11 protein-coding genes and 2 tRNA genes are annotated in these 11,846 nt (G+C 68.7%); 4 read left to right on the forward strand and 9 right to left on the reverse strand.

Annotation, left to right across the window (positions count from 1 at the left end; genetic code table 11):
* Positions 1-273: 273 nt before the first annotated feature.
* Both ABZ833_RS26800 and ABZ833_RS26805 read right to left on the reverse strand, forming a co-directional pair.
* Positions 274-1,170: a rhomboid family intramembrane serine protease gene (locus ABZ833_RS26800; RefSeq protein WP_361051238.1), complete on the reverse strand. Its 897-nt coding sequence runs from the start codon at positions 1,168-1,170 to the stop codon at positions 274-276.
* 116 nt (positions 1,171-1,286) lie between these two features.
* A complete protein-coding gene (locus tag ABZ833_RS26805) occupies positions 1,287-1,820 on the reverse strand; it encodes a peptidylprolyl isomerase (protein WP_361051241.1) in 534 nt (177 codons plus the stop codon).
* Positions 1,821-2,081: 261 nt separating this feature from the next.
* Between ABZ833_RS26805 and ABZ833_RS26810 the strand changes: the two genes are divergently transcribed.
* Positions 2,082-2,804, forward strand: a complete 723-nt coding sequence (locus tag ABZ833_RS26810; RefSeq protein ID WP_361051243.1) for a DUF5324 family protein — start codon at positions 2,082-2,084, stop codon at positions 2,802-2,804.
* A 99-nt stretch (positions 2,805-2,903) separates the two neighbouring features.
* Here ABZ833_RS26810 and ABZ833_RS26815 read toward each other — a convergent pair.
* Positions 2,904-2,976 (reverse strand) — tRNA-Ala (locus tag ABZ833_RS26815).
* 183 nt (positions 2,977-3,159) lie between these two features.
* Here ABZ833_RS26815 and ABZ833_RS26820 point away from each other — a divergent pair.
* Together ABZ833_RS26820 and ABZ833_RS26825 are read left to right on the forward strand one after the other, a co-directional pair.
* Positions 3,160-3,708, forward strand: a complete 549-nt coding sequence (locus ABZ833_RS26820) for a DNA-binding protein (RefSeq protein ID WP_160506124.1) — start codon at positions 3,160-3,162, stop codon at positions 3,706-3,708.
* A 49-nt stretch (positions 3,709-3,757) separates the two neighbouring features.
* Positions 3,758-5,191: a serine/threonine-protein kinase gene (locus tag ABZ833_RS26825; RefSeq protein ID WP_361051246.1), complete on the forward strand. Its 1,434-nt coding sequence runs from the start codon at positions 3,758-3,760 to the stop codon at positions 5,189-5,191.
* Between the two features lie 17 nt (positions 5,192-5,208).
* Here ABZ833_RS26825 and ABZ833_RS26830 read toward each other — a convergent pair whose 3' ends face one another.
* Together ABZ833_RS26830 and ABZ833_RS26835 are read right to left on the reverse strand one after the other, a co-directional pair.
* Entirely contained in the window at positions 5,209-6,654 is a 1,446-nt protein-coding gene (locus ABZ833_RS26830; protein WP_361051249.1) for a hypothetical protein, read from the reverse strand.
* A 142-nt stretch (positions 6,655-6,796) separates the two neighbouring features.
* Positions 6,797-6,925, reverse strand: a complete 129-nt coding sequence (locus ABZ833_RS26835) for a DLW-39 family protein (protein WP_003999697.1) — start codon at positions 6,923-6,925, stop codon at positions 6,797-6,799.
* A 336-nt stretch (positions 6,926-7,261) separates the two neighbouring features.
* Between ABZ833_RS26835 and ABZ833_RS26840 the strand changes: the two genes are divergently transcribed.
* Positions 7,262-7,591, forward strand: coding sequence for a DUF6344 domain-containing protein (locus ABZ833_RS26840; RefSeq protein WP_249588887.1), 330 nt, complete (start codon positions 7,262-7,264; stop codon positions 7,589-7,591).
* 103 nt (positions 7,592-7,694) lie between these two features.
* On the opposite strand, the gene ABZ833_RS26845 is transcribed toward ABZ833_RS26840, so the two are convergent.
* The 4 genes from ABZ833_RS26845 to gyrA all read right to left on the reverse strand — a co-directional run bounded on the left by ABZ833_RS26845 (position 7,695) and on the right by gyrA (position 11,843).
* Entirely contained in the window at positions 7,695-8,195 is a 501-nt protein-coding gene (locus tag ABZ833_RS26845) for a 2'-5' RNA ligase family protein (RefSeq protein ID WP_361051254.1), read from the reverse strand.
* 107 nt (positions 8,196-8,302) lie between these two features.
* Positions 8,303-8,379: transfer RNA gene (locus ABZ833_RS26850), tRNA-Ile, on the reverse strand.
* 107 nt (positions 8,380-8,486) lie between these two features.
* Positions 8,487-9,221, reverse strand: coding sequence for a DUF3566 domain-containing protein (locus ABZ833_RS26855; RefSeq protein ID WP_361051257.1), 735 nt, complete (start codon positions 9,219-9,221; stop codon positions 8,487-8,489).
* Positions 9,222-9,239: 18 nt separating this feature from the next.
* Entirely contained in the window at positions 9,240-11,843 is a 2,604-nt protein-coding gene (gene gyrA, locus ABZ833_RS26860) for a DNA gyrase subunit A (protein ID WP_361051260.1), read from the reverse strand.
* Positions 11,844-11,846: the final 3 nt, after the last annotated feature.

Here is an 11,846-nt window from a genome sequence, read left to right on the forward strand (position 1 = left end):
CCTCGCAGGGCTGTGCGCAAGCCTTGCCCTGAGTTATCCACAGCGCTATCCACATCCCGGCCTCGGCTGGGGAAAAGAAAGACGATCTGTGGATAACCCACTCGGTGTTGACGCCGGTATGACTGGCTGATCGCCATGCAAGCCCTCGCAGGCCCCTTGTCTCTCCTGGGGAAACCCAGGTCAGCGACAAGGGGCACTGTTGTTCCCCACAGAATGCACAAGCGTGGGCACACGCTGTGGACAACCTTGGCCATCGGACGACATCAGTGAGCTTCAGACGAGCTGCGCGGTCCTGATGACCACCGTCGCGAGGACCACGACGAGCACCACCGCACAGGTCCCCCACTGCACGAGCGTCCGCCGCTCGCGGGGCGCGTGCACCATCCCGTACGCGATCGCGACGCCGGCGACCAGACCGCCGACGTGCGCCTCCCAGGCGATCCCGCTCCAGGTGAAGGTGAAGAGCAGGTTCAGCGCGAGCAGTGCGATGACGGGGCGCATGTCGTAGTTCAGGCGCCGCATCAGGACCGCGGTCGCGCCGAGGAGGCCGAAGATCGCTCCGGATGCCCCGAGCGAGGCCTGGCTCGGATCCGCGACGACGTACGTCAGCGCGCCGCCCGCCAGGCCGGACAGCAGGTAGAGCGAGAGATAGCGGGCGCGGCCGAGCGCTGCTTCCAGGGGGGCGCCGAGCCACCACAGGCCGAGCATGTTGAACGCGATGTGCCAGATCTCCTGGTGCGTGAACATCGACGTCACCAGGCGGTACCACTGGCCCTCGGCGACGCCCTCGGTCGGCACGAAGGGCTCGGGCGGCCAGGCTCCGACCAGGACCAGTTCGTTGACCAGGCGGTCGCCCATGGCGAGGACGGCGATGAACACCGCGACGTTCAGGCCGAGCAGGATCTTGGTGATCAGGCGCGGGTCGTCGGCGATCGAGCCGCCCGCGAGGGTGCGCGGCTGGTTCGCCGTGGGTGCGTGGCCGGTGCCCGAGCCCTCGCGCACGCACTCGGGGCACTGGAAGCCGACCGAGGCGCTGATCATGCACTCCGGACAGATGGGGCGCTCGCAGCGCGTGCAGCTGATGCCGGTCGTGCGGTCCGGATGCCGGTAACAGCCCGGCAGCTCCTGTGCGTCCTTAGGCCCCTGCGGGCTGCCTGGTGCCTGGTCCATGGGGTCCCCTCAATGTCCGTACGAAGGCGCAGCTACGCGCGCGCGGCGAACGCACCGCCCCGCCCTTCCATACGGATGGGCGGGGCGGTTTGGTTCCCTCGCGGGGTGCGCCGGTGTCAGGCGGTGCGGGTCTCGATGACGACGGACTCGATGATCACGTCGTTCACCGGACGGTCGGTGCGCGGGTTGGTCTGCGTGGCCGCGATCTCGTCGACGACCTTCTGGCTCGCCGGGTCCGTGACCTCGCCGAAGATCGTGTGCTTGCGCGTGAGCCAGGCGGTCGGGGAGACCGTCACGAAGAACTGGGAGCCGTTGGTGCCCGGCCCGGCGTTGGCCATGGCGAGCAGGTAGGGCTTGTCGAAGGCGAGGTCGGGGTGGAACTCGTCCTCGAACTCGTAGCCGGGGCCGCCCGTGCCGTTGCCCAGCGGGTCGCCGCCCTGGATCATGAAGCCGCTGATGACGCGGTGGAAGACCGTGCCGTCGTAGAGCCGTCCCGTCGTCTTCTTGCCGGTCGTCGGGTTGACCCACTCGCGCTCGCCCTGGGCGAGCTCGACGAAGTTCTTGACCGTCTTGGGCGTGTGGTTGGGGTGCAGCAGCACCTCGATGTCGCCGCGGTTGGTCTTGAGGGTGGCGTAAAGCTGCTCGGCCACGGTCTGCCTTCCGTTGTCTTCTGTTGTCTTCTGTGACGCCCCGATCCTCCCACGGACCGGATTGCGACGAGTAGCCACCGAGTGGGAGCGCGCCGCGACGATCCGTGGCATTGTCGGCGAAGAAACTCTCCTTGTACCGATTTGATCAAATTGATCACACCCGGATGCCCGCCCTCTCATGCCTCGGAGCCATCCAAAAGGCATGATCCTTGAAAGGGTGGAAAGGTGACATACCTATAAGCCACCGAGGAGGAGGATCCCGTGACCCGCATCGACAGCGTGCGCGCCGCGACCGGTTCGGCGAGGGACAGCGTGCGGCATGCCGCGGAGGCGGTGGCCCCCTACGCCGGCACGGCCAAGGACCAGGCCGTCCATTACGCGCACGAAACCCGCGTACGGCTCGCGCCCAAGGTCTCGCAAGCCGCCGAGCAAGCCCGTGTCCAGTACGGCGCTCACGTCGGCCCGCGCATCGAGCAGGCCCGTACGCACGTGCCGCCGAAGGTCGACCAGGCCGCGCACGAAGCAGCCGTCCGCACCCGCAAGGCGGCCAAGCAGACCCGCAAGGCCGCCCAGCAGGCCGCCGACTATTCGAAGCCGCGGATCGAGCACGCCGTGGCCGTGGCTCAGCCCGTCCGTGACGAGGCGGCGTCCCGCGGGGCCGCGGCGCTCGCCGCACTGCGCGGTGAGGTCTCCCCCAAGGAGATCCAGCGCCTGACCCGCAAGCACAACCGCCGGGCCCGCGCAGGACGCGCGGCCAAGGGGCTCATCGTCCTGGGCATCCTGGCCGGTGGTGCGGTCGCTGCCTGGAAGTGGTGGGACAAGCAGGCCAACCCGGACTGGCTCGTCGAGCCGCCGGCCGCGACGGAGGTCCCCGACAGCACGCCGCTGACCTCGGTCGACGGCAGCGGTCAGGCCTCCCTCGACCCCGAGGTCCAGGCCAAGCAGGCCGAGTCGGAAGCCGCGGACCAGGACGACCTGCGCTGACCCGGAAGCACCGTCCGGGACCCTGTCCCGGAAGCACTGACAACGCCGTAGGGCGGGGTCACCTCAGCTGAGGTGACCCCGCCCTACGGCGTTTCTCTGTGGAGCCTAGGAGATTCGAACTCCTGACATCTGCCTTGCAAAGGCAGCGCTCTACCAACTGAGCTAAGGCCCCGAAAACGGCGCACCCAGCCGGAAGAACCCCGCTCCGGTGGGCAACGCAGACCAGAGTACCGGGTCACCCCCCAGATCTCGCAAAAGGATTGGGGGTCCCGGTGAACGACCACGCTCCGTAAGATGCTCGGCGTGGTTCGCGGCAGCGAACCACGGTTTTTTGGGGAAGCGATGGGGAGACGCAATGGACGCCGCACAGCAAGAGACGACCGCGAGAGCACGAGAGCTCCAGCGGAACTGGTACGGAGAGCCGCTGGGGGCGCTCTTCCGCCGTCTCATCGATGATCTGGGCCTCAACCAGGCACGCCTCGCCGGCGTCCTCGGTCTGTCCGCGCCCATGCTGTCCCAGCTGATGAGCGGGCAGCGCGCCAAGATCGGCAACCCCGCGGTCGTCCAGCGAGTCCAGCTCCTCCAGGAGCTGGCGGGCCAGGTCGCCGACGGCAGCGTGAGCGCCGCCGAGGCCACCGACCGCATGGACGAGATCAAGAAGTCCCAGGGCGGCTCCGTCCTGACCAACACCTCGCAGTCGACGACGAGTTCGGGTGCGCCCACAGTGAAGCGTGTGGTGCGCGAGATCCAGTCACTGCTGCGCTCCGTCGCCGCGGCGGGCGACATCATCGATGCCGCGGACTCCCTCGCACCGACCCACCCGGAACTGGCAGAGTTCCTCCGGGTATACGGCGCCGGACGCACCGCGGACGCGGTCGCCCACTACGAGGCGCACCAGAACTGAGCCGTCGGCCGGGCCACCGGGCGGCCCGGAGGGGGAGCAATGCGCGACCATGGGTGAGGTCTTCGCCGGCCGCTACGAACTGGTCGACCCGGTCGGACGCGGGGGAGTCGGAGCGGTCTGGCGCGCCTGGGACCACCGGCGGCGCCGCTATGTGGCCGCCAAGGTCCTGCAACAGAGCGACGCGCACGCGCTGTTGCGCTTCGTGCGGGAGCAGGCGCTCCGGATCGACCACCCCCATGTGCTCGCGCCCGCCAGCTGGGCCGCCGACGACGACAAGGTCCTCTTCACCATGGCCTTGGTCGCCGGCGGCTCGCTGGCCCATGTGATCGGTGACTACGGCGCGCTGCCGCCCCGCCTGGTCTGCACGCTCCTGGACCAGCTGCTCTCCGGTCTCGCGGCGGTGCATGCCGAGGGGGTCGTGCACCGTGACATCAAGCCCGCCAACATCTTGCTGGAGGCCACCGGCACCGCGCGTCCGCATCTGCGGCTCTCCGACTTCGGCATCTCGATGCGGATGGGCGAGCCGCGGCTGACCGAGACCAACTATGTGGTGGGGACGCCCGGTTACTTCGCGCCAGAGCAAATGATGGGCGCCGAGCCGGACTTCACCGCCGACCTCTTCGCCGTCGGCCTGGTGACCCTCTATCTGCTGCAGGGCGCCAAGCCGGACGCCAAGGCCCTGATCGAGCACTTCGCCGCGCACGGCACTCCTGGGGCGCCGAAGGGCGTGCCGGATCCGCTGTGGCAGGTCGTCGCCACGCTTCTCCAGCCGGACCCACTCGCGCGGTTCCGCACCGCCACGGGCGCGCGCAAGGCGCTGAACTCGGCCGCGGAGCTGCTGCCCGAGCCGGGGCCCGACGACGAGATCGTCGAGATCTTCGACCAACTGGGCCCGCTCCCGCGAGGGTTCGGCCCGGACGGGCCCCTCACGACCCCACCACCGCCGGACTTCGCTCCCCCCTCTGTTCCGGTTCCGCCGCCGTCCGTTCCACCCCCGCCCCTCTCCGCGCCGCAGACGGGGAGCTTCCCCCTGGCCCAGCCACCACAGGCCACGCCGCAGCCGGCGCCCCCGCAGCAGGCCACTCCACCCCCGCCACCCGCTCAGTCCCCGCATGTCCCCTCCCCCCACCAAGTGCCGTTCCAGGCGGCGTCGGCTCAGGTGCCCGTACCGGGAGCTGTACCGGGAGCTGTACCGGTCCCGCTCCCGGTCCCCGTGCAAGGCCCGGCCCAAGCCCAAGCCCAGGCCCCCATGCACCTCACACCCCACGAACCATCACAGTCCGTGACTCCGTCGGCGCATCACGTAGCCGCCCCTACTTATCCATACACCGCTCACGCCCCGCAGGTTCCACTCCAAAGCCGACCAGTTCCGCCGCGCCACCGGCAGAAACGACCGGGACCGCCCCCGAAGGTGGCGATCCCGATGCTGCTGGCCGCGCTGGCGTGCTTCGCGGTGGGCATCTGGGCCCTGACCCAGACCTGAGACCCAGACCTGAGCCGCTACCAAACCGGTGGCGGCCCGTACGGCGAACCCGACCCCGAACCTGAAGCTGAACCCGACCCCGATCCCGAAGCCGCCGCACGCCTCCGCCCGATCAGCGTCCACACCCCCAGGACCATCAGCAGCAAGGTCCCCGCGCCGAACCCCCCGGCGGCGATCAGCCGCATGCCGTCCGCGTTGCCGCTCCCCTCACCGCCACCGCCCCCGCTCTCACCCCCGGCAGCCGTATCGCCGCGCACCGCGGCGTCCTTGTCCTGACCGGTGACGCTGAACTCGTCCGCGGGGCGCGCCGTCCCGACGTACGCGGGCCCCGCCTTCGCGGCTCCGTCGACGTTCACCCGCAGCGTCAGACCCAGCGGCTCCTTGCCGAACTGCCGGGCGACCTTCGGATTGAGGTGGACCGAGAGGTAGTACCACCCGGCGAACCGCGTCCCGGCCACTCCGTCGACCGGGGAGTAGCGGTTCTCGTACGCAACGGGGGCCAGTGGCTCCAGCGTGGTCGACTTCTGCTGGCCGTCGTATGCCGTCTCGGCGTCGTCGATGCGTGCGCGTACCGGGTTGGACAGCGACATGACGAGCGCCGACGTGACGTACTCGTCCCTGCCCCCGCTCGCGCTGCCCAGCTCGGCACTGGCGGAGATCTGCTGCCCCCAGTCGACCGGCACGCGGTAGAAGAGTGTCTGGCCGGGCTCGATCCGGTCGCCCCAGACGCCTGGCCGCAGCGCCCGTGCGTCGTTGAAGCCCGTGCCGCCCCTGCGTTCCTTGCGCGCATCGGTGGGAGGAGTGGGCGAGGCGGAGTTCCACGACTCGGGCGGCGTCGTGGGGACGCTCTTCGCCACTGCGGGCTCCGAGACGACGCGCAACTCCGTGTCCCAGGTCTCCGTGCTGGAGCCGGGATCGCTGTTCCGCTCGACGACTACGTAGTACGTGCCGGCCACCTTGCACCGGTTATCGGCGGGGCCGACCTCCCGTACCGCCCAGGCGGTGATGGGCCGCGGGCTCTGCGCCGTACCGAATCGCGCGTCGCCGGAGTTGCAGTTGTTGCCGTTCGCGTCCTGCAAGGACACCTCGACGCCGTCCCCGTAGACGACCTTGGCGTCGAGTCCGGGAACGGCGGTGGCCGAGACGTACACGGTCTCTCTGGCGTCGAGCTGCACCTGGTAGTAGAGCTTTCCCCCGCGTGCGAGAGAGCTCTTGTACGTCGACCCGGGCGTGAGTTTCGCACTGCCCATGCTGTTCTTCGCGCCCTCGACCGGCACGGCCCGGCCGGCGAAGACGTACGGGCTCGGCGTGCCCGCCGCGGCCTGTCCCGGCAGCGTCGTCACCACGCACAGCGCCGCTCCCGCCGCCAGCGTCACCCGCCCTCTGCGTGTCACCCCGCCTCTGCGCAGCCGCCCCATCACGTGCCACCCCTCCCCGAGTGCCCAGCCGTCCCGGCCAGACATGCCCGCACGGAGGCGCGACAACCTTTGCTCACGCAAGGCGATGGCTTGCGTGAGCAAAGGTGGGCGGCCGGAGAGATCCGGACAGCACAAGGCCCCGGCCGCAGAAGCGACCGGGGCCTTGTAAAGAGACTGTTGTCGGTACTCACGAACCCGTGGGCACGGAGTCAGTCGCCTCCGTCCACAGATCCTGCTCGGCGCGATCCGCCTGGATCTGGCGGTACACGAGGAGTCCGCCGATGGCGGCCAGTGCGACCAGGAGAAGCTTCTTCACCGCGCGACCTCGTCTTTCTTGACGTAAGGGACCTCTGAAGCCCGACTATACACACCGACCGATACCGATCGGTGACCTGGATCCACCCCAACTCCCGCCCCGAACACAGCAGTCGAATCGGGTTCCGCCGCTCCTTGGCGCCTCACGGCCCGACGTGACGTTCGCCGCTCTCAACCTCGCCCGGACCCCTCCCAGGCCCCTCAAGGGCCCTTTACGGCCATCCGGGTGGTGTTCATCTGAACATCGACGCGCCATGAGCGTCGGTCCCCCACTCTCGGCTCCGCATACACATCATGAGGAAAGTACGCAAATCGCCCAACCCGAAAGTGAGACGCCATGACCGGCACCAAGGCCATGAAGCTGTGGACCACGCTCATCACCGCCTTCCTCGCACTCTTCGCCACACTGGGATTCACGACGACGGCAACGGCGGCCACGCCGGTACAGCAGGCCACGGAAACGTGCAAGAGCGCGCCGACCATGACGGCACCACTCGCGGCCTACTGGGCAGCAGCGTACGAACGGTCCTTGCCGCCCACGATGAAGCAGCGCATCCGCGCCGAGGCACACGGATCATCCCCCAGCTGCCGCCATCTCCCCACGGACGACACGGAGACGGCCGTTGAGGCCGAGGCCCATCCGGGCGGGCTCGCCGCAGAACCGTAATCACGCCCCCGGCCGGCCCGGCCGTTGCCCCAGGGGCGACCACAGACACAACGAAGACCCCCAGCCGATACGGGCTCGGGGGTCTTCTGCGTCAGGAGCGCGGCTACACGGTCGGCAAAGTGAACTCACCCACCGTGCGCCACGACCCTGGTGCGTCATTCCCGGCGATCAACCGGACGCAGTCGATTCGAGCCGTGATCGGCAACATCGCCTCCAACTCCCCGGCTGCCTGCCGCATGCCGGTCAGATCCGCCAGGTGCGTGCTCCCGACGGTCAAGTGCGGCGTCGGGTCTGGATGCGCGCCCCGGTAGGGCGGGCACTCGGGAAACCGGCGCACCGCGGCTGCGGTGAGCGCACGGAACGGGGCATCGGGATCCGGCGCAAGCCACATGACGTCCTGTCCGAACCATGCGACCCGAGAGAACGTGCAGGCGAAGGCAGGCACCGCCGCCAAGCACGCCCGCACGTCGTCGATCACCGTCTTGGTGATGCGCTCAGGCGTGAGGAACGGATAGAGGACCGTGAGGTGTGCCGGAACGGGCCAGGACGCCGTGTGATCCAGGGCATCCCGAAAGGGCCCCACCACCGCCTCCGCCTCCCGCACGGGAGCGACGAGTGCCGTCCTGGTCGTACCCGCGAGTCCGCTCATCGACTGATGTCACCCATGGATGCCAAAGACCCCCAGCCACGACTGGCTGGGGGTCTTTTGTCTGGTGGGGCTAACAGGATTTGAACCTGTGGCCTCATCCTTATCAGGGATGCGCTCTAACCAACTGAGCTATAGCCCCGCCGCGCTGCGGTGTGTCCCGCGCGCTGACCTCTGAAGATTAGCGCACGTGCGGGCCAGTCCCAAAATCGATACCTCCGCGGGTGCCGGACCGGCGCAGCGGCAGGACTATTCGTCCTCGGCCAGCGTCAGCTCGACGCCGCCCACGAAGCCAGCGGAGAGGTTGTAGATGAACGCGCCGAGCGTCGCGAGCGCCGTGGCGAGGACCACGTCGATGACCGCGATGATGGTCGTGAACATCAGGACACGCGGCAGCGACAGGAAGGACTGCAGGTCGAAGCCGTTGGACTCGTTCGAGCCCGTCGCCTCCGAGATCGTGCCGCCCACCGTCGAGAAGACGCCCATGGCGTCCATGACCATCCACAGCACGGCGGCCGCGATGATCGTGCAGATGCCGAGCGCGATGGAGAGCAGGAAGCTGACCTTCATCACCGACCACGGATCGGCCTTGGCCACCCTCAGCCGCGCCTTGCGCGTACGAGGCGTCGTGCGCGCCCCGGTCCGCGGCCTGCGCACGGAACCCGTCTGGGAGTCCTGCTGGTAAGCCTGCGGCGGGTGGTACATCTGACCCCCCTGCTGGCCCTGCTGAGGCTGACGCTCCCCGGGCAGCGCACCTGAGGCGCCCTGGGCCCCTTGGGACCCCTGGGTCCCTTGAGCACCGGCCGCGTAGGACCCGTCGTACTGCGCTGACTGAGCCGGCTGCGGCCCTCGGGTGTCGGTCACGGTTCCCCCCTGGGATCCACGAGACTCATGCGAGTCGGGAGAATCAGTGGCGGAGCCACGGACACCGTCTGTACCGGCTGGGCCGGTTCCACTTGCTCCGGCGCCCGTGGCTCCACTCACGATGACTCTCTCCTCGCGCTACTCGGCCGTGGACTCCGTGCCCTCGTCCGTACCGACGGCCGGCTCGCCGTCAGCGGTTTCGTCGACGACGATGTCGCCGTCGACTTCCTCCGCCTCGCGCCCGGCCTCGGCGTTACGAGCGATACCGACCACGGCATCGCGCTTGCCCAGGTTGATCAGTTGGACGCCCATGGTGTCACGGCCCGTCTCCCTGACCTCGTTGACTCGCGTACGAATCACACCGCCACCCAGGGTGATGGCGAGGATCTCGTCGGTCTCCTCCGTCACCAGCGCGCCCACGAGTTCGCCGCGGTCCTCCACGATCTTGGCGGCCTTGATGCCGAGGCCACCACGACCCTGGACGCGGTACTCGTCGACGTTGGTCCGCTTCGCGTACCCACCGTCGGTTGCGGTGAAGACGAAAGTACCCGGCCTGACGACATTCATCGAGAGCAGTTCGTCGCCACCGCGGAAACTCATTCCCTTCACACCCGATGTCGCGCGGCCCATGGGACGCAGCGCATCGTCCGTTGCGGTGAACCTGATCGACTGCGCCTTCTTGCTGATCAGCAGCAGATCGTCCTCGGACGACACGAGCTCGGCGCCGATCAGCTCGTCGTCCGAACCGTCGTCCGTCTCGCGGAGGTTGATGGCGATGACGCCACCGGCGCGAGGCGAGTCGTAGTCCTTGAGCGGGGTCTTCTTGACCAGGCCGCCCTTGGTGGCGAGCACCAGGTAGGGCACCGCTTCGTAGTCACGGATCGCGAGGATCTCGGCGATCTTCTCGTCCGGCTGGAAGGCGAGCAGGTTCGCGACGTGCTGACCGCGGGCGTCGCGTCCGGCGTCGGGGAGTTCGTACGCCTTCGCGCGGTAGACCCGGCCCTTGTTGGTGAAGAACAGCAGCCAGTGGTGGGTCGTCGACACGAAGAAGTGGTCGACGATGTCGTCTTCCTTGAGCTTCGTGCCGCGGACGCCCTTGCCGCCGCGCTTCTGCGAGCGGTAATCAACCGTCTTCGTACGCTTGACGTAACCGCCGCGCGTGATCGTGACGACGATGTCGTCCTCGGCGATCAGGTCCTCCATGGACATGTCGCCGTCGAAGGGCACGAGCGCCGAGCGACGGTCCTCGCCGAACTTGTCGACGATCGCCGCGAGCTCCTCGCTGATGATCTGACGCTGCCGCTCGGGCGAGGCCAGGATCGCGTTGTACTCGTTGATCTTCGCCTGCAGTTCGTCGTGCTCGGCGACGATCTTCTGGCGCTCCAGGGCGGCCAGGCGGCGCAGCTGCATCTCGAGGATGGCGTTGGCCTGGATCTCGTCGATCGAGAGCAGGCCCATCAGGCCCTCACGCGCGACGTCGACCGTCTGGCTGGCGCGGATGAGCGCGATGACCTCGTCGATCGCGTCCAGGGCCTTCAGCAGGCCGCGCAGGATGTGGGCCCGCTCCTCGGCCTTGCGCAGCCTGTACTTCGTACGCCGGACGATGACCTCGACCTGGTGCGTCACCCAGTGGCGGATGAACGCGTCCAGGGAGAGGGTGCGCGGCACACCGTCGACCAGGGCCAGCATGTTGGCGCTGAAGTTCGACTGGAGGTCGGTGTGCTTGTAGAGGTTGTTCAGGACGACCTTGGCGACCGCGTCGCGCTTCAGGACGACGACGAGGCGCTGGCCCGTGCGCGACGAGGTCTCGTCGCGGACATCGGCGATGCCGCCGACCTTGCCGTCCTTGACCAGGTCGGCGATCTTCTGCGCGAGGTTGTCGGGGTTGGTCTGGTAGGGGAGCTCGGTGACCACCAGGCACTGGCGGTTCTGGATCTCCTCGACCGCGACGACCGCGCGCATCGTGATGGAGCCACGGCCCGTGCGGTAGGCCTCCTCGATGCCCTTGCGGCCCACTACTAGTGCGCCGGTGGGGAAATCGGGGCCCTTGATGCGCTCGATCAGCGCGTCGAGCAGCTCCTCGTGCGAGGCCTCCGGGTGCTCGAGCGCCCACTGCGCGCCCGCCGCGACCTCGCGGAGGTTGTGCGGCGGGATGTTGGTGGCCATGCCGACCGCGATGCCCGCCGAGCCGTTGATCAGCAGGTTCGGGAAGCGCGCCGGCAGGACCGTCGGCTCCTGGTTGCGGCCGTCGTAGTTGTCCGTGAAGTCGACGGTCTCCTCGTCGATGTCACGGACCATCTCCATGGCCAGCGGCGCCATCTTGCACTCGGTGTACCGCATGGCGGCCGCCGGGTCGTTGCCCGGAGAGCCGAAGTTGCCGTTGGAGTCCACCAGGGGCATCCGCATCGACCACGGCTGGGCCAGGCGGACCAGGGCGTCGTAGATGGAGGAGTCGCCGTGCGGGTGGTAGGTGCCCATGACGTCGCCGACGACGCGGGCGCACTTGTAGAAGCCCTTCTCGGGGCGGTATCCGCCGTCGTACATCGCGTAGAGGACGCGGCGGTGTACGGGCTTGAGACCGTCCCGCACGTCGGGCAGCGCACGCGACACGATGACGGACATCGCGTAGTCGAGGTACGAGCGCTGCATCTCCGTCTCGAGCCCGACGGGCTCGACACGCAGGCCCACGCCGGGAACGGCGGGCTCCTCTTCGGGCATCACAGGGGTGTTCTCGTCGGCCATTGC

This window comes from Streptomyces sp. NPDC047525 (assembly GCF_040643025.1).
Taxonomy (GTDB): Bacteria; Actinomycetota; Actinomycetes; order Streptomycetales; family Streptomycetaceae; genus Streptomyces; species Streptomyces durmitorensis.